Source organism: Marinomonas ushuaiensis DSM 15871, assembly GCF_000521805.1.
GTDB lineage: Bacteria > Pseudomonadota > Gammaproteobacteria > Pseudomonadales > Marinomonadaceae > Marinomonas > Marinomonas ushuaiensis.
This window is the reverse complement of record NZ_JAMB01000001.1, coordinates 49,448-68,462: the sequence shown is the minus strand read 5'-3', so window position 1 is coordinate 68,462 and position 19,015 is coordinate 49,448. Positions and strand designations below refer to the sequence as shown.

Annotated in this window: 15 protein-coding genes; 5 read left to right on the top strand and 10 right to left on the bottom strand. The window is 40.2% G+C overall.

The annotated features are described in order from the left end of the window. Positions 1-283: 283 nt before the first annotated feature. Complete coding sequence (gene lrp / locus MUS1_RS00270) at positions 284-760, top strand: leucine-responsive transcriptional regulator Lrp (RefSeq protein ID WP_036157469.1); 477 nt, start codon at positions 284-286, stop codon at positions 758-760. Positions 761-824: 64 nt separating this feature from the next. Here the strand turns inward: lrp and MUS1_RS00265 are convergent, their stop codons facing one another. The 3 genes from MUS1_RS00265 to MUS1_RS00255 all read right to left on the bottom strand — a co-directional run bounded on the left by MUS1_RS00265 (position 825) and on the right by MUS1_RS00255 (position 4,694). Beyond that, complete coding sequence (locus tag MUS1_RS00265) at positions 825-1,520, bottom strand: ComEA family DNA-binding protein (protein ID WP_036157467.1); 696 nt, start codon at positions 1,518-1,520, stop codon at positions 825-827. Positions 1,521-1,697: 177 nt separating this feature from the next. Continuing rightward, on the bottom strand, positions 1,698-3,779 hold the full coding sequence (recG, locus tag MUS1_RS00260) for an ATP-dependent DNA helicase RecG (protein ID WP_051436010.1): 2,082 nt from the start codon (positions 3,777-3,779) through the stop codon (positions 1,698-1,700). A gap of 9 nt (positions 3,780-3,788) precedes the next feature. Then, the gene (locus MUS1_RS00255) at positions 3,789-4,694 is read right to left on the bottom strand and encodes a hydrogen peroxide-inducible genes activator (RefSeq protein WP_036157464.1); all 906 of its coding nucleotides are present in this window, start codon (positions 4,692-4,694) and stop codon (positions 3,789-3,791) included. A 190-nt stretch (positions 4,695-4,884) separates the two neighbouring features. On the opposite strand from MUS1_RS00255, the gene MUS1_RS00250 reads away from it, so the two are divergent. Then, positions 4,885-5,721 carry an NAD-dependent epimerase/dehydratase family protein gene (locus MUS1_RS00250; RefSeq protein WP_036157461.1) on the top strand — a complete coding sequence of 279 codons (837 nt, stop codon included), beginning with the start codon at positions 4,885-4,887 and terminating at the stop codon, positions 5,719-5,721. A gap of 82 nt (positions 5,722-5,803) precedes the next feature. On the opposite strand, the gene MUS1_RS00245 is transcribed toward MUS1_RS00250, so the two are convergent. The 4 genes from MUS1_RS00245 to gmk form a co-directional block, all read right to left on the bottom strand. Beyond that, positions 5,804-6,190 (bottom strand): RidA family protein, encoded by a 387-nt coding sequence (locus tag MUS1_RS00245; protein ID WP_036157458.1) that lies wholly within the window; start codon positions 6,188-6,190, stop codon positions 5,804-5,806. Between the two features lie 62 nt (positions 6,191-6,252). Further along, entirely contained in the window at positions 6,253-8,370 is a 2,118-nt protein-coding gene (locus tag MUS1_RS00240; RefSeq protein WP_036157455.1) for a RelA/SpoT family protein, read from the bottom strand. 62 nt (positions 8,371-8,432) lie between these two features. Further along, on the bottom strand, positions 8,433-8,657 hold the full coding sequence (gene rpoZ / locus MUS1_RS00235; protein WP_036157451.1) for a DNA-directed RNA polymerase subunit omega: 225 nt from the start codon (positions 8,655-8,657) through the stop codon (positions 8,433-8,435). 57 nt (positions 8,658-8,714) lie between these two features. Next, positions 8,715-9,338 carry a guanylate kinase gene (gene gmk, locus MUS1_RS00230; protein WP_036158995.1) on the bottom strand — a complete coding sequence of 208 codons (624 nt, stop codon included), beginning with the start codon at positions 9,336-9,338 and terminating at the stop codon, positions 8,715-8,717. Between the two features lie 237 nt (positions 9,339-9,575). Between gmk and MUS1_RS00225 the strand changes: the two genes are divergently transcribed. From MUS1_RS00225 to MUS1_RS16005, 3 genes are all read left to right on the top strand, one after another. Beyond that, a complete protein-coding gene (locus tag MUS1_RS00225; RefSeq protein ID WP_036157449.1) occupies positions 9,576-11,780 on the top strand; it encodes a bifunctional diguanylate cyclase/phosphodiesterase in 2,205 nt (734 codons plus the stop codon). Beyond that, complete coding sequence (locus MUS1_RS00220) at positions 11,771-13,684, top strand: sensor histidine kinase (RefSeq protein ID WP_245595698.1); 1,914 nt, start codon at positions 11,771-11,773, stop codon at positions 13,682-13,684. Before MUS1_RS00225 ends, MUS1_RS00220 begins: the two co-directional genes overlap by 10 nt. A 200-nt stretch (positions 13,685-13,884) precedes the next feature. Continuing rightward, complete coding sequence (locus tag MUS1_RS16005; RefSeq protein WP_156924841.1) at positions 13,885-14,043, top strand: hypothetical protein; 159 nt, start codon at positions 13,885-13,887, stop codon at positions 14,041-14,043. Positions 14,044-14,083: 40 nt separating this feature from the next. Here the strand turns inward: MUS1_RS16005 and MUS1_RS00215 are convergent, their stop codons facing one another. The 3 genes from MUS1_RS00215 to MUS1_RS00205 all read right to left on the bottom strand — a co-directional run bounded on the left by MUS1_RS00215 (position 14,084) and on the right by MUS1_RS00205 (position 18,911). Next, entirely contained in the window at positions 14,084-15,367 is a 1,284-nt protein-coding gene (locus MUS1_RS00215) for a hypothetical protein (RefSeq protein WP_036157447.1), read from the bottom strand. Between the two features lie 242 nt (positions 15,368-15,609). After that, the gene (locus MUS1_RS00210; RefSeq protein ID WP_036157442.1) at positions 15,610-17,307 is read right to left on the bottom strand and encodes a sensor domain-containing diguanylate cyclase; all 1,698 of its coding nucleotides are present in this window, start codon (positions 17,305-17,307) and stop codon (positions 15,610-15,612) included. A gap of 737 nt (positions 17,308-18,044) precedes the next feature. After that, entirely contained in the window at positions 18,045-18,911 is an 867-nt protein-coding gene (locus MUS1_RS00205; RefSeq protein WP_036157439.1) for a YicC/YloC family endoribonuclease, read from the bottom strand. Positions 18,912-19,015: the final 104 nt, after the last annotated feature.

Below are 19,015 nucleotides of genomic sequence, written 5' to 3'. Positions count from 1 at the left end.
ACTAAATTTTAATACGATACATTATTACTCTTTATTTTCTAAAGTCTCGGTATGAAAGGCTTTTGGCTTGTTCTGAAGTTGTTTTTTGCACAACATTAGGGCGCTTTGTTGGCTTTGATGTTCTATTTTGTATCGGATATGTATTTTTCGTCGTTTTGATGATTTTTTATACAGAGTAAAATGAAATCATATGCAATATATTGAATAAAGCACTTTCCATAGATTGTTATCTACATGGTAGACTTAAACCTTAATAGAAGTCATGTAAGGAGATCCACGTTAGATGGATAACTCAGCAAAGCCACTTGATCGTTTAGACAAAAAAATTCTTCGAGAGCTACAGATAAATGGTCGTTTATCTAATGTCGAATTGGCTAGTCGTGTCGGATTGAGTGCTACACCCTGCTTGGAGCGAGTGCGTCGTTTAGAACGTAATGGTTACATTACTGGCTATTGTGCATTGGTAAATCCGAAGAAAGTAGATGCGGGTTTGCTGGTATTTGTCGAAATTCGTCTTAAAACAACATCTCCAGAAGGCTTTAATGAATTCAAAACGGCCGTGTCTGAAATCCCCGAGATTTTAGAGTGCCATTTAATCGCAGGTGATTTTGAATACCTTCTTAAAGCGCGTGTATCGAATATGGATACATATCGATTGCTACTTGGTGAAACCTTGTTAACGCTTCCTCATGTTCGTGAGTCGCGCACTTATGTTGCAATGGAAGAAGTTAAAAGCACCACTGTTGTTAACATTCCTTAGCTCTTCATATTAGAGACGAGAGCATTTGAACTTGTCTCAATCCATCATTTAAAAATAGTTTGATTTAGTCGGTTAATTTCGTCAGTAATTTTTTTAGCATTACTGGCCCCATTCCTTTTACACTGAGAATGGCTTTTTCTGATTGGAATGGGCGTTCTGCAATAAGCCTTTCAAGCACCTTCATGGGAACCCCATTAACACTGAGTAATTTTTTTGCTCTCATGGTATTTATGATGAGATGCTGCTTTGTAATATCCATGGTCACTTTTGGTGCTTTGGCTTGTTTCTTTGCTTCAGAATGATTCGTTGGCTGAATAGATAAAGATAGGTCAGTTTCGATATTAGAAACGCTTTCAGTCGTTTTTCCATTCTCTGATGTTGTAAGGACTTGGTAAGGTGAGTCGAAATATACAGTATCGCATAATGCGTAATTCACTCCATCCCATTCGCTAAGTTGTAGAGCTAGCAGCCATGAGCCCGTTAATGGCGGTTGGAACACTAAATCATAGTGACAATTTGGAATAAAATGTTGGCCCTGAATCTCACCAATGATTGTAGAGGCTAATACTTGGTTATCAAAAGTATTATCGTTGGAGGAAAACGCACACAATTGAAGGCGTAAAGTACCACTAATATTGCCTTCAAATCTGTTACTTCCAACACGTTCAATACCAATCATGACACGATCATTTTCGATTCGATAGCCACAACCTTGTATGAATAACTCATCACTTTGATTAGCTTGATTTAGAGAGGACATATCTACTCCTTCAAATGAATCGATTTAATAAAGAATACATAGAAGCTATTTAGTTAGAAGTGTTTTTGATCATATTTTTACACTGACGAACTGATCCTTCTATATTTAGGTGTAAGCAAATATAAAGCCAAAGAGGCGTTGATGTGTTGATATGGAAAAGACTACTAGAAACGACAATTAAACGTTTAAGTATTGGTCGTGATTCGGCAGCCATCTAGATAAAAGAGGTGACACATGCTCGGGGTGATTGGCATGTAACAGAGTCGCGGCTTTTTGTACGTCATCCAATAAGCCTTTATCTCGTTGTAAATCAGCGACTTTAAATTCCCAAAGTCCGGTTTGGCGAGTGCCTAGCAATTCACCTGGTCCGCGCAGTTCTAAATCTTTTTCTGCGATTTTGAAGCCATCACTGGTTTCGCGCATCGTTGATAGGCGCTCTTTTCCGTTCTGGCCTAAAGGTGACTTGTAAAGTAATACACAATGGCTTGCTGCCTGGCCTCGGCCAACACGACCTCTAAGCTGGTGAAGCTGTGCAAGCCCTAGTCGCTCAGGGTTTTCTATTACCATGAGACTGGCATTTGGTACATCGACGCCAACTTCAATCACGGTTGTCGCAACCAATAGCTGAATCTCGCCCGCTTTAAATTTTGCCATAATGTCGGCTTTTTCTTGAGCTTTTAATCGACCATGAATTAAGCCGATGGACAATCCGCTCAGTTGTTCTTGTAATAGTATTGCTGTGTCTTCTGCTGCTTGGCATTGCAGTACTTCTGATTCTTCGATAAGTGTACATACCCAATAAGCTTGTTTGCCTTCTTCACAAGCACTCTTAACGCGATCAATAACCTCTTGGCGACGTTGGTCAGATACCACAATAGTATTCACTGGCGTACGGCCTGGTGGAAGCTCGTCAATGATTGAGCAATCCAAATCTGCATAAGCAGACATGGCCAATGTGCGAGGGATAGGAGTTGCTGTCATAATTAACTGATGAGGTTGAAAGCCATGCTTCATGCCTTTCTCTCGCAACGCCATACGCTGATGAACACCAAAACGATGTTGTTCATCAATAATCGCCAACGCTAAACGATCGAAATCAACCGTTTCTTGAAAGAGAGCATGAGTTCCAACCACAATTTGCGCCGCGCCTGAAGCAATGTCGGCCAGTTCTTTTTCACGTACTTTGCTTTTCAATTTCCCCGTCATCCAAGCAACTTGAAGTCCTAGCGGCTTAAACCACTGGGTGAAGTTAATGTAATGTTGCTCAGCGAGAATTTCTGTTGGCGCCATAATCGCCACTTGATAGCCAGCTTGTACAACAGAAGCCGCTGCAAAAGCCGCGACTAATGTTTTCCCTGAACCAACATCACCTTGCACCAAACGAAGCATCGGATGACCTGTGTTTAAATCTGTCAGGATTTCTTGGAAAACACGCTGCTGTGCATTGGTCGGTGAAAATGGCAACTGATTCAAGAGTGCTTGGCTTAATTCGCCAGCGGTTGGGACTTTTATGGAAACATCTTGTTTCGCTTTAATACGTTTACCAATCAACGAAAGCTGGTGCGCCATTAACTCTTCAAATGACAAGCGGTACTGAGCAGGGTGACAGCCAGATCTGAGTTGTTCTAAGTCAGCTTCACGTGAGGGATGATGTAAAAACAGAATCGCATCGCTTAATGGCGGCAAACTGAATTGTGAGCGTATTTCTTCGGGTAACCATTCTTGCAAGTTGTAAGGCGTTAAGCGTTCTAAGGCTTGCTCACAAAGTTGACGTATTTTGGTTTGGGTCAAGCCTTCAGTAAGGGGGTAGATTGGCGTAAGTTGTGCGGTTTCTTCTTGAGTCTCATCGTCACCTATCACCTTGTATTCAGGGTGATAGATTTCAAAGCCAGTACTGCCACGTCGAATCTCACCAAAACAGCGAACGCGTTTCCCTGATTCTAGTTGTTTTTTCTGAGCGGCAGAAAAGTGAAAGAAACGCAGGCACAATGTACCAGTATGGTCTTTGATGCGACAAAGCAAACTGCGACGTTTGCCCATTTTGATTTCACACCCAGTGACTTGGCCTTCAATAACGGCTTCATCACCAAAACGCAGCTGACCAATAGGCACAACTCGCGTTCTGTCTTGATAACGGATAGGGAGATGAAACAGTAAATCCTGTACTGTATTTAGATGCAGTTTGGCTAATTTTTCAGCCATTGCATCGCCTACTCCTTTTAATTCGCGCACATCCTGTGTGTCTAATCCATCGATCATCTTGTGTCTCTACAAATTTAATTGCTTGCAAGCATCACGAATGGATTGGCTAACGGCTTCAATCGCTTTCGGACGAGGAAAGCTAGCGCGCCACGCTAATGCCACAGTACGCTTTGGTACAGGTTCAGAGAAAGGGCGGACTTCCAGCATATCGTGATTGATATTGGTGACAGCCGATTTTGGTAATACGGTAACGCCCAAACCAGAGGCAACCATATAACGAATGGTTTCTAGAGAACTTCCATTCACCACGGTTCTGCCATCATCAAATTCACTGTCTGTTACCAAAGGGCAAGCTTCTAATACTTGCTCGCTAAAACAATGACCTTTACCAAGGAGTAACAGATTATCAGTAGATAGTTGGTCTGTTTCTATGGTTTCTAATTTTGTCCATGCATGGTCTTTAGGCATGAGGACGACAAACTCTTCTTCGTAAATCGGCTGTGTTACTACATCCGGTTCACGGAAAGGAAGTGCTACTATAATGGCGTCTAATTCACCATTGCGAAGTTTCGGACGTAAATTTTCAGTTAAGTCTTCTTCAATGATTAGCGGCATGCCAGAAACAATCTTATGCAGAGCTGGAATCATAAAAGGAAACAGATACGGCGCAATCGTAAAAATAGCTCCGATTTTTAATGGTCCTTTTAATTGATTTTTTCCAGATGCGGCAAGCTCTTTGATCATGCCCGCTTGATCTAAAACACGTTTGGCTTGAGTAATGATTTGCTCACCAAGTGGGGTGATGTACACCGAACTTTTGCTGCGTTCGAAAATAGCGGTGCCGAGCTCTTCTTCAAGTTTTTTCACAGCGACACTGAGCGTTGGTTGTGAAACATAACAGCGCTCAGCCGCGCGACCAAAATGCTTTTCGTCTGCGAGCATTACAATGTATTTCAATTCCGTTAATGTCATAACGCACCTTATGTAGCTTGATGTATCACTGAATGGATGTATGGGCTGATTCATTGTTATTAGCTATGATAATACATCATTTGATAAAGTATACTCGCTCATTTTTTTTACAGATTATTTCTTTATTATTCCTCGTTCTTAAAAACGGCATAGATAAAGTCATTATAAAACCTTGTATTGGAGACGTTTGATGGCACATGTATTAATTGCGGGCTGTGGTGATTTAGGTTCAGGATTGGCTACAGAGCTGATTAAACAAGGTCATCAAGTCTCGGGAATACGTCGTACGAAATTAGATTTCCCTCATGGTGTACAAGGAATAACAGGCAATCTTGTTGAAATGAGCGATGATGTTTTACCTGATGTTGATGTTGTTTTTTTAATCATGACGCCAAATGGGCGAAACGAACATGCTTATCGAGCCGCTTATTTTGATACCGCTCAAGTGATTATTCGTCGATATCAAACGATGGCAAAACCACCGCGAGTATTTTTCGTCTCAAGCACGAGTGTTTATGGGCAAAGCCAAGGTGAGTGGATAGATGAAAGTACGCCAGCTCAGCCTCAATCGGCTACAGCTAATATTCTATTAGAAACGGAATCGTCGTTGGCTGCTGTGTTTCAAAGTGTCGCAGTGCGTTGCTCTGGCATTTATGGCGCAGGGCGATTTAGGTTATTAGAAAAAGTAGAAAGTGAAGAGGGCTGGGGGCCAAACAGTTGGACAAACCGCATTCATCGTGACGATGTTGTATCCGCACTGGTTACATTAACTGGACATGCCCTAGAAGAAAGGTCATTGCCTAAACAGGTTATTGTTACGGATCAAACGCCCGTTTCTATGTGGGAGGTGAAGCTTTGGCTCGCAACTTGTCTTGGTGTGAAAGTGGCGGTGAGCAATATTCATGATTTCACTCCGAATTCGGGTAAGCGCATACAAGGTCAATATCTTTTATCTCAAGGCTGGAAACCTCGTTATCCAAGTTATGTTTCGGGTTATCAGGCGCTATTACGTGAATATAAAAGCTAAGATTCTCAGTGTAAAAAACAGACAATAAAAAAGAGGCCAAGCCTCTTTTTTGTTTATGTTTCTTAGAGCTAATCTGAAGTAATTAGTCTTCTAGAACCATGATTCCTTCGATTTCTACTTGCACGCCTTTAGGCAAAGCACGAACGCCCATTGCTGCACGAGCAGGGTAAGGCTGTTTAACAAATTCCGCCATGACTTCATTTACAGTGGCAAAGTTACCTAGATCTGTCATGAAGATGTTGAATTTAACAACCTTGTCTAAAGAGCCGCCAGCCGCTTCACAAACTGCTTGTAGGTTTTTAAATACTTGAGTGGTTTGTTCTTTTACATCTTCGCTGATGATTTCCATTGTTTCTGGAACCAAAGGGATCTGACCAGAAAGATACACTGTGTTGCCAGCGCGAATTGCTTGAGAGTATGGACCGATTGCCGCTGGTGCATTGTCTGTATGAATCACTTGTTTTGACATGATGAATATCCTATTTAAAAAAGGTGTTTAATGGAGACGATCATTAACTTCTTTATAAAGTATTAGCGTCCGACAATAGTTTCCCGTGATACTTTCTCGACGCAACGAACCGCTTTAATGCGACGCATTACATCCGCCAAGCCAACTCGGCTGGAAATAGTAATGCTCAAGCGTAAACGGCTTACACGACCACGTTCAATAATATCTAGGTTCGACACTTGGAAATCAGTATCGCTAATAGAGCTTGCGATTTTGGCAACCGCACCGCGCTCGTTTATATAAGAGACGATCAAACTTATGTGTAATTCTTCTTCAATTTCTTTGCCCCACGCCATATGAATAAAGCGTTCTGGGCTGGCCAAATGGTCTTGGACATTTGGGCAGTTAAGGTGATGAATCACTATGCCTTTATCTACTTGTACGTAGCCAACAATTGGGTCGCCTGGGATAGGTGCACAACATTTCGCGTAGGAAATGAGCAGGCCTTCGGAACCATTTACTTTAAATGATTTTGGCGTAACCAGTGTGTCTTCATCAAAATTCGGGAATAACTCACGAGCCACCAAGTAACCTACATGACGACCTTTACCAATGGATTCTAATAAATCATCCATAGACGTCAGCTGATGGTTATCCAATACTTGCGATATTTGTTCTGTTGTTAATTCGTCTGTGTTGGTTTTAAACGCATTTAAAGAGCGTGTTAGCAGACGTTGGCCGATGGAAATGGCATTTTCACGCTGTTTGTCTTTTAGGTAATGGCGAATATTTGTGCGGGCTTTGCCAGTAATCGCAAAGCTCAACCAAGCAACATTAGGTTGAGCGTTTTTAGCCGTAATGATTTCTACCGTTTGCCCACTTTCAAGTTGGGTACTGAGTGGAGCAAGACGACGATTGATTCGACAAGAAATACAGGTATTACCGATTTCAGTATGGACCCCGTAGGCAAAATCAACCGGAGTCGCACCAGAAGGTAATTCAATGATTTGGCCATTTGGAGTAAAAACATACACTTCATCAGGGAATAAATCGCTTTTTACGTTATCAACAAATTCGACTGGGTTACGGGCTTTTTGCTGAATTTCTAAAAGGCTTTTGACCCACTTCGTTGCGCGGTCATGGTTGCTTGGTGTGTTGGCAGTACCGTTGGCTTTATAGGCCCAATGAGCAGCAATACCATTATTGGCAACCAGATCCATTTCTTCTGTGCGTATTTGCACTTCCATTGGAATACCGTTTGTTCCTAACACTGTCGTGTGAAGGGACTGGTAACCATTGGATTTTGGTACAGCGATGTAATCTTTGAAACGACCTTCAATTGGTTTGAAAAGCGAGTGAATAACGCCCAAGATCCGGTAACAGCTATCGTGGCGATCGGTGACGATTCGCACACCTGTTACGTCCATAATTTCATCTAATGAACGGCGCTTTTTATCCATCTTCTGATAAATGCTGAAGATGTGTTTTTCTCGAACACTGATGCTGGCTTCAATGTAGTCAGCAGCAAGTTCAGAATGAATGGTGTCTTCCAGTTTTTTTGTATCTTGTATACGCTGTTGACCATATTTTTTATGAATGGCCCGTTGCAACATACGTGCACGCATTGGGTAATAAGCTTGGAAGGCAAGAGACTCTAACTCAACGCGAACATTGTACATGCCTAGACGATTCGCAATGGGCGCGTAAATGTCTAGCGTCTCGCGAGCGATGCGGCGCTTTTTATTAGCCGGCATAGCGTCCAATGTACGCATGTTGTGTAAGCGGTCAGCCAATTTCACCAAAATAACGCGAATATCATCCGCCATGGCCATGGCCATTTTTTGGAAGTTGTGGGCTTGTTTCTCGACTTGGCTGTTGAATTCAAGGTGGGTTAATTTACTAACACCATCAACAAGACCGGCGACACCTTCTCCGAATTGTTCCGTGAGCGCTTCGCGGCTTATACCTGTGTCTTCAATTACGTCGTGCAGAAGTGCCGCAGTCAGTCCATCACAATCCATCCGAAGCTCTGAGAGAATTTCGGCGACAGCGAGAGGATGAGTGACATAGGGCTCGCCACTTTTACGTCGTTGCCCATCGTGAGCTTGTTCGGCGTAATAGTAGGCGCGTTTTACCTTGGCGACTTGATCGTAAGGTAAATAATGACTTAACGTCAGTGCTAAATCTTCAACGGTGTACATCGCTCACCTCACAAAGGCGAAACAGAGATGTGGCAGCTGTGTAATGAGCGACACCATAGAAATTAAAACTCGTGAATTGGGCGTTTTTGTAGATCAACATTACTTGCGTTGATCAGGTTTTCTGCTATTTCACGTAGTGCAATAACGGTTACTTTGTCACCTTCTAGAGGGACTTTAGCTTCTTCACCACCTGTTGCTAGTTGGCGTGCACGTTTTGATGACACCATGACTAATTCAAAGCGGTTATCAACATTTTCTAAACAATCTTCTACGGTAACTCGAGCCATTTTGACCTCTGTATTCAGTTATCTATTTTTCCAAGGGTAATTCTACTTAACGCGTTCTTACAATGACAAGAGATCATTTATAAGATTGCTATTTTTTTGCTCTATAACGGTGGTTTTTGCTCGCATTGCCATAAAAATCGACGACATTTGAGAAAGTGCGCTATCAAAGTCGTCATTTATGATGACAAAGTCGTATTCATCATAATGAGACATCTCATTAACAGCCTTCGCCATTCGACGTTGAATGACGTCCTCTGTGTCCGTTGCTCTTTTCTTTAAACGTTCTTCTAAAGATGCCAATGAGGGCGGTAAAATGAATATGCCAATAGCGTTAGGGTAAAGTTGACGTACTTGGCGAGCACCCTGCCAGTCGATTTCTAAAATGACATCTATGCCTTGTTCTAGCATTTCAAAAACAGACGCTTTCGATGTGCCGTAATAATTATCGAATACTTGAGCGTGTTCGAAAAACGCGTCTTCTGCAATCATGTCTAAGAAGGATTCTACGTCGGTAAAGTAATATTCACGACCATCTTCTTCGCCTGCTCTTGCTGCTCTTGTCGTATGTGAAACGGAGATGCGTACGTTTTCATCTTGCTTCAATAATGCTTTGTACAAGGTCGACTTACCCGCACCAGATGGCGCCGATAAAATGAATAAGTTGCCTTTATGTTTGTCCATGAGGTTTTTTAATCCGCCAGCCATAATTTTTTATACCAGCCCTACACTATAGCACAAAGAAAATGCTCAGATGAGTGAGATTATTCCTAGCGATAGGCTGAGTTCTTTCTTATTGAAAAAAATAGACTTTTAATGTGATTTTGACGTGGTAAAAAGTTGCTTTAGGGGCTACTTTTATTTTATGTGTGTTAATTTTTTGATGAATTAAAAGCAACAATATATAGATAAGGGAATAGTATGGGGCTACCGGATAATAATACTGAGTCATTTAAAACATTTTCTAAGACACGCAATAATTGTAAGGTTTTATCAGTAGAGGATGATCCTGATTATCAAGCTGCGTTAATAAATGGGCTAAGCTCATTAAGTTACGATGGAAAAGACGTTGAATTTTTAACGGCTTCTTCTGCCAGTGAGGCAGCGACTGTTATCGCTGCAAACCCTGATATTGCGGTCATTTTTCTTGATGTCGTAATGGAAACCGACAAAGCTGGGCTACGCTTAATTCGTACAATTCGTGAAGTGATTGGCAATGATTTGGTTCGTATCGTCTTGTTAACCGGACAACCAGGTATGGCGCCAATTAATAACGTTATTAGTCATTATGATATTGATGACTATTGGTGCAAATCGGATTTAACTCAGGGTCATTTACAAACCATTGTACTTAGCAACCTTCGCACGTGGGAAAACCTTTCTGATATGAAAGAAGCGCGGCATGGTATGCAGTTATTGCTCGCTTCAAGTCAGCGAATCGCATCAAAAAATGACATTACAGAATACACTCGCTCCATTTTAGAAGAAATTTGTACTCTTCTGAAAATGCAAAAAGGCGGTATTGTTTGTTTTTATCATCCAGAAGAAGAAAAAATAGACAAAGCCTTAATTGTTGCTGCTTGCGGAGAATATACGCCTTTTATTCATCGATATGCGTCATCCATCATTCAAGAAAGTGTTTTAGATGAAGCCATCCAACTGGCAAACACCGAAAAGCACCACGTATTTCTAGATGGCTTTTCCGTATTGTATTTTTCAAATAAAGAATTAGATGGTCGAGAATATATCGTGCTGGTTAAACTGGAGCGACAGCTTGAATCAAACGAGATCAATCTATTACAAGTTTTCTGTGAAAATATTTGTGCGGGTTTTCGTAACGTCGCACTGCACAATAAGTTAACCGAGCTTGCTTATATTGAGCCAACTTCGGGCATTCATAATAAAAACTGGATGGTTCGAGAAATTCGTAACATGTTTTCTTGGGAGCGAAATCGAGCGAAGTTACTGATGATTTATGTCGAGGATTTGGCTTATACAGAATCTGTTTTAGGGGCAAAATACTGTGATCAGCTTACATTGTCTTTATACGATCATTTGCGTTCGTTTTTTCACAACACAGTCGATATTGCGTTACTTGAACGTGATACTTTAGTTTTGGTTGTTTATGATGAGATTGACTATGACGAAACGTCGCTTGAACGCATCATACATACGAATATTGATGTGGAAAATTCACCACATGCACTCGACTTAACCATCAGTTCTGTTGATTTCTCTGAATTCCCGGCATATGAAGCGGAACAACTGGTTAGCGCCGGAAAAAGCACGTTAGAAAGAGCCAAATACGATGGCATTTCTTATTTGGCTTTTTCGAACGAGCTAGCAACCGCGATGTTTGGACGATATGAGTTGCTAAAAGATTTACGTGAAGCTATTTCAAATGATGATATTGTCATTTACCTTCAACCTAAGATGAGCTTGACGACTAATGCTTTAGTTGGTTTTGAAGCGTTAGCGCGTTGGAATCATAAAAATGGCGGTTTGATTCCTCCTGATCAATTTATTCCTTTGGCAGAAAGTAGCGGTTTAATTGATAAGCTCGATCAACAGATGCTGCAGCAATCATGTCAGGCGATTAATGCATTAAAAAGCATTGGTATTAATGTGCCTATTTCTGTCAATGTCACTGGTAGTGAAATTATTAGACCAAATTACTTCGAGAACTTTAAAAAGCTATTGGAAGACGAAAAAATTCCGTATGACATGATTGAATTGGAGATCACTGAATCTCAAATTATCGAAGAGAAAAGCTCAATTAACACACATCTCTCAGTATTAAAAACGCTAGGAGTACGAGTAAATGTTGATGATTTTGGAACAGGGTATTCTTCACTTGCGTATTTGTCTACGCTCTCTGTATCAGTTCTTAAAATAGATCATAGCTTTGTTTGGCGAATGGAAGAATCAGAAAAAGATTGGCAAGTTTTGAAAATGATTATTGAGCTAGGCAATTCATTGGGATTGAGTGTTATTGCAGAAGGTATAGAAACGCAGCAACAAAGAGAGCATCTTCTTTCATTAGGGTGCGAAAATGGGCAAGGCTATTTATTCTCTAAGCCGATGCCATTAGATAAGACCATTGATTGGATTAAAACGTGTCTGTGAATTCTATGTTGTTTAGGTCGCATAATATTAAGAAAAAACCATTGTTGCTGATCTGCGTATCGGCAATTTTGTTGTTTGTTTTTTTATTAAGTTGGGGGAGCTATCGGTTTTTTCTTGAACATAAAGTGAGTGAACTTGCTGGGAATGAATCTGAAGTGTTATCTCGCAGTGTCAGCGTGTTTAGTCGGGAAATGGGATACATAAAACGCGTGACATTACTGTTGAGAAACAGTGTGAATGCACGTTTAGCATCACAAACAGAAGCAGAAAAATTCACGAATAATTGGAAGAGTCAAATTACAGAAGAGTTTGAGATGTTTGCTCAAACATCTGATCTTATTTCACAAGTGCGTTGGGTCATGCCAAATGGGAAAGAGCTCATTAGAGTAAACTCTAAATCAGGCGTTATTACCAAAGTTCCTGATGGGCAACTGCAAGACAAATCAGACCGCAGTTATATGGAAAATGCACCTAACAGTATAGATAATGGCGTTTATATATCTTCGCTTGATTTAAATATAGAAAACCAAGAAATTGTACGACCTTTTCAGCCGACCATTCGAGGTGTGGTGAAAGTGGAGACCTTTGTCACAGGTTTTTTAGTTGTGAACTATGACTTAAGTAAATTGTTTGAGCTTATGCGAACTTTTAGTAATGACAATGTACTTTTAGAAATATTGGACAGTAATGGCGATTGGGTTCTATCAGTAGATAAGTCATTAGAATGGGGAGGGATTTTACGTCCTAATAATTCCTATTTTAATATTGAAGCTCATTTTCCAGACATTTGGACATTTATTAATAGTTCAGACGGGCTCGAACAGCATTTTTATGGCGACCATTTATGGAGTTTTTTAACACTGCGTATTGATGAAAACTATGTCAATAACCAGAGTGGAGAAACGCCCCTTTTGTATTTTGTGGCTAAGTCGGATCGACAACAATTTCTTCAATGGCGTATGTCTCTTTTATTGATGATTTTTGCCATTGCTAGTGTGAGTTTTGTGATTCTTACCTGGTTATCTTGGCGACTAATTGCGGCAAGATTTGAAACACATCGATTATTAGAGCTGATACGACAGGAAAAATTTCAAGCAGAACAGGCAAATAGGAAACTGAGCTTTACGAATAAACGTCTTGTTGACTTACAAGATGAGTTAGTAGAAACCAGTAAGCTGTCTTCTTTAGGGCTTATGGTCGCAGGACTTTCCCATGAAATGTATACGCCATTGGGTGGCGTCAGAATGGCGTTGTCATCTTATAAAGTATGGTTAGACAGAGAGGCTGAAAACCTGTCTCCCGAAAGCCTCGTTAAAATGAATGACTCCATACTTATTGCAGAAAAAAATCTTATGCGAGCATTAGATGTTGTGGTCAGCTTCAAGCGAATTGCATCGGATCGAACCGCACAAGATATTCAGCCATTTATGTTTCATAACGTCCTAAACGACATTGTTTTTACCTTTAAGCCGATTTTGAAACAACATGAAGGCATTAGTATTAGGACTGAGTGTGCAGAAGATATTGATATGCAGGGCTTTCCCGGAGCGACTTCTCAAATCATTCAAAACCTTATCGACAATGCGCTTGGATATGCTTTTCAAAGGCCTGCTCAAGGCGTGATTTCAATTATTGCAAACAAGGAAGGCGACAACCTAGTTTTCACAGTGGAAGATAATGGAAACGGTATTTCTCCTTCTGTTCTAGACAGCATTTTTGAACCATTCGTAACAACAGGTCGTAAAAATCAGCATACAGGATTAGGTTTATATTTAGTTCATCAATGGGTTTATAAACTCATGAAAGGGCGAGTTGAAGTTAAGTCTGAGTTAGGCGTAGGCACAAAATTTACCTTTATTATTCCGTTGAAACAAATTTCAGAAACGGACAGTGAATCAAGCTGAATGTCAGCGTGTTCGGGAGGTAAGAATATACGTCATAGCAATGTGCCTTTTATTGATCGCTGGAAAAGTACTTTGAATAACCTGAAAGCACTGGAATAGCTTTCCATAAATACGCTATGACTGGATAGGGAGAGTTCAGCCTACTTAGTTGATAATGGTTTGATCTTTTCCGCTGCTTCACAACATATTTCTGGTCAGTGATGCCTGAGTTTCTCTGTCAGGAATACATTGCCAAAGGTGAATTAGTGGAACTGCCTTCTCCTATTGGGGCCAGAGAAATCACTTACTATTTAATTTGGTTGCCAAGTGCATTACGTCAGGTGCGAGAGGCCCATGCGCATCAAACCCTACTTAATTAATTGGGGGTAGCGGAGCCGTCCCGCTGAGTTTGACGATAAACTAGCTTGTAGATAATTTTACACGCTCAAGTTTTTCTATATTTGAATGGGATACTTTTAAACGATATCGCTCTATTTTGTGATTATTCAGACGAACAATGATGTTGATATCATGCAACCTAGAGAATTTACGTTTTACGAGCGCACCCTTTTCAAAACTAGAGTACCTTAGCGTCGTATCTGGCAGCAGTTCCAGTAAGGTACTAAGGTTAATATTCATTGTGTCTCTGATTTGGGAAAAACCGTTCAGGAACTTATCATTTACATCGTATTTTTTCTTGTAATAGATCACCACTTCACCTTCTTCTTTTTTAGTGAATTTCCCTTTCCCTCTAATGGCTAATATGTCCTCATCCGGTGTCGTAAATTCAGCAAGATCATAACAATGCCCAATGGTATGTTGCTCACTATCAATCAAAGTGCTTTTAACACTGTACTTTCCTTTTCCCATTTTTTTAGCAACATAATTACGGAACAACTCTTTGAACCTGTCCTTAAAAATGTAACTGACACAAAGGGCCATAAAAACCGCAAAAGACACGGTGCCATAACCTCTTTGAAAGTAAAATACGATCAATGTCGTTAACGACATTGATAAGAAAGCACTGATGCTAAAGGCAATTTGCTCTCTCATTAGTCCTAACGCCCGATTCTGTTGAGAGATGTTAATGGATTTACAGAAGAGGTCTTCTTTTTTGCGCATGTATTGAGCTTCTTTGGATTTTAAACCGTATTTTTGCTTTCTGTATTCTCGCTCTTCACTAACGAAATGAATAAGCTCGTCAAAGTTCACACCACTGACCTTTCTTTTTTGGCATTTATCATAATAGGTAAGCGTCATTTGTTCCGCGTAATAAGAACAAAGCTCGTCGGCAGAGCAGAAATCTTTTAGATTAACATCCGTAGTTGGAGTGCTTCTGAGGTCGTTCAATAATGACTCGGCGACTTCCAAAAACTCTCCACTTTTAGTTTTCGCATTGCTGGCGGTAATTTCCTGAATTACCTTAGAGAGCTTTAATTTGAATGCTTTCAAAAAAACAGGGAAATCGCTTTTACTTTCAGGTTTTTCTGCTTTTAACTTAAGCAAGGGGAATTTAGATTTAGAAACTGAGTAATGGTAGCGAGAAGCTTTAGAATCTAACAGTACACTGGCATTGATATCTCGCTCTCGTATCGCCATGTCTGTAGGTAAGAACACAAACATCTCAAGCAATGACTCTTTATTTTTAGTGACAGTCGTCCTTACTTCAATGGAAGTATCTAATACCTCAACATCTAACTTCACGCAGTGATTCATCCTTTTAATGAAATAGTTTAACTGAGAATAGCACCTTATTGATCTAGAAAGATTATTCTCCACAACTTAAACATGGCCTAAAAACGACAGGCTCGCAAGCAACTAATATTGTTAAGTTTTTTTTGGGAAGGCGTCGCCATTAACGCTGTTACCGTTATTTGATCAGACGTTTCGATTTACGATCTAGAGCCCGATTTAATTAGTGGACTTGTGTGGTGCTGGTGAGCTTCTTATTGATTAGTTTTATATACCTGAGTCTGATTCCGGCCATTATTCTTCGCATTATAAAGAGCTTTATCCGCTTGATTAATAGCGTCATCAAGGTCAATTTTTCTAGGTGATATTTCACTAATTCCCGCACTTATCCTAATACTTAAAGAGTGCTTGAGACCAATGTTCATTTTTTCGTTTTCGATGGTGGTTCGAATATTTTCTATCTGCGTCAATGCATCATCGAGTGTCGTGTTTGGCATTAAGATGATAAATTCTTCGCCGCCATAGCGAGCTAAGATATCTTGCTTTTTTGCTTGCGCACGAAATATATCCGCGGTTTTGATGATGACTTTATCGCCAGCAGTGTGACCGTACACATCGTTTACTTGTTTGAAATGGTCTATATCTATGATCGCGATACAAAGCGAGCCTTGTGATTCTTTTAATTCTTGATTTGCTGCAATACTGAAATATCGTCGATTGAACAGTAATGTTAATGGGTCTGTCGATGCTTGTAGTCGAAGCTCAGTTTGCGTCTCTTTTAAGCTCTTTATGGCTCTAATTCTATAGGCAATAATAAGCGATAAAACCAACGCTTCAAGGACGATACCAAGGCCTACACCATGGCTGTTTAGATAATTAAATTCGACTTTACCATTATAAAATAATAGGGCTCTCGTGCTGAAGATGAGGAAAAGAATATGTCCAATTAAGAAAAAACGGGCAATGACATGTTTTTTGATAAACATTGAAATGGATACTGAAAAGCTCACTAGCATCATGGCGCTTGCCAATGGACTTGCGATTTTTAGCGCATTCACTATGTCAAATAAACCATAGAGGAAGTTGACCATTAATAAAATCAGTATTGAGGCTAATGCCCAATGTTCAATTCGGTGCTTTTTCTTGGTTTCAAAAATATCCATCATGAAGAGCAATAGGAAAATAGGCATAGAAACCAGAGATAGATGCCATTTGAACGCCATTGAACCATATATATTGAAGAGGTCAGCCAATAGTCCGTATGAAAGAGCGATCCAAAATCCGCCCGATATTAAGTAGCATGAATAATAAAGGTGCTCTTTTAATCGAGACGAGAGAAATAATAAAAAATTATAAACAATCAGCGCAAGTAGCATACCCACGAGTAACGCAATATCTGTAAATTGACCTAACAAAGCTCTTTTGGACTCATTTTCACCATATAGATTCAAAGAAAACCATTGGTGAGAAAAAGACCAACTTTTTACAAATAGTGTTTTTTCTTGATTCGGACCAAGCTGTATATCGAATACGGCACTGCCTCGATACATCCATTCTTGGGTGCTTTTATCATCCATATCCAACAAACGCTTTCTGGTGAGCTTTCCGTCGACGACTTCATAAAGATCAACACCTCGGTTGTGATAGGCATAAGGATGATGAAGATAAACAGTAGTGGCGTTTGAAGTTGTATTTTTAAGCTCGATTTTTGCCCAGGTTGTTTTCGCGCTATCTCCTAATGAAATACTATTAGGAGATTCTTGAAAGGCTTGTTTTTCAATTTGTTCAAAAGACATCTGCTCAGTACGGTCAATATAATATCCAATGGTAAAGTCTGTTAATTCTGAAAAATTATCTTGAATTAATTGGGTGGGTGTATGTGAAAATGCAACCGAAGAACAGCATAGGAAAAATATTGAGAGAATTGTATTTCTCAATTGAAGTAAATCCATTTATTGAAGCCTAATAGTGAAGATTAAAAATTATAGTATAAAGGATTAGCATGTATTAATTGTGAATTTATAGCTTATATAACTGAGATTGATTTCTTCCGTCACGTTTTGCCTTATAGAGCGCCTGATCAGCTTGATTAATGGCTCAGACGAATCATTCTTAAGTTTAATTTTGGCCCAAGTCGATTTTGCATTCCCCCCAAGTGTTATTTTATTGGAGGATGGTTCAAAGCCTTGATGGAATATAATCCATTAATTTTTATCCATATATTAGGTTGTCATTAGAAACGAGCATCGTGCTTATTGAATTGAACTAATAATATCTTAACCGATCGATAAAATAAATTTGCATGTATAAAACAAATAAATGTGATCATCGTCAATGATTTTTAAATCGATGACTGTGTTGGGCGTCACGTATAAAAAAAGAGCGAACCGGTGACAAGGTTCGCTCTTTTTTTATGGATTACTTCATTAGGATGGAATGACAGGGCCGCCTTTAAGTGTTTGCATGACTTTATGTTGGCTAAGAAACACCTTTCCTGTTAAGTCATCAAAAATACCAGAACGTTTAAGTTTCTCTATGGTTGAGTTTCTGCACAGACCAGCTTCAAAGTTCACTGCAGAATATGGAAAAACTACTTATTAAGGAAAAAACATTACCCAAACTAGATAATAAATTCACACTGCCCAATCCAATTAATTCATTATCTGTGATTATTTATTATCATGGAAAATCACTCAATATTCTGGATCTGTTCTCTCATTTGTTCGATTAAAACCTTTAATTCTACGGCGCTTTGTGTGGTTTCGACGACGATGGATTTTGAGGATAGGGTGTTGGCTTCGCGGTTGAGTTCCTGCATGAGGAAGTCTAAGCGGCGACCGATTGGGCCTTTTTGTTGCAGTTGGCGGCGTACTTCTTTGGTGTGGGTGGCAAGTCGGTCTAGTTCTTCTGCGACATCGGCTTTTTGGGCCAGTAGGACAATTTCAGCTTCAACGCGCATTGGATCAAGGTCGGCTTTTGCCGCTTCTAGTTTGTCGATGAGGTTCTGTTTTTGTGCCGCGATGATTTCAGGCAGTTTGGCTTGTACTTCAACGACGATGTCGTCGATGGCGTCCAGGCGTTGTTCGATGATCTCTTTTAATTGTGTGCCTTCGCGTAGTCGCACTTGAATTAATTCATCCACGCTTTGATTAAACAGTTCAATAACGGCTTTCTTCATCATCTCAGCGTCTGTGCCTTCGTCGCTTAAGATGCCTGGCCATTTTAGTATATCAAGTGGGTTTGCTGGATCTAGGTCTTTAAACCAAGTACCAAGGGTGTCAATCGCAGTCGCTAATGCTTGAGCGTTGGTTGGGTTGATTTTTAGACTGGTTGCGGCTTTGTCTACTCCTTGAAAACGCAGTTGGCATTCTAGTTTTCCTCGGTTTAGCTTTTTGCGTAGTACATCTCGAAAAGAAAATTCAAGCTCGCGGAAGTTTTCTGGTAGACGAAAGTTAGGCTCTAGATAACGTTGATTTACGGAGCGAACTTCCCAGCTGATTGTGCCCCAATCGTATACGGCTTCTTGGCGTGAGAAGGCTGTCATGCTTGCAGTCATGTTGAGTACCTAGGTAAAAAATAAATAGAGAAAACAAAGGCGATATTGTAGCTCAACGGGAAGGAGTTCGACAGTTTCGCTTATTGTGACGTTTTCCGTTTGCT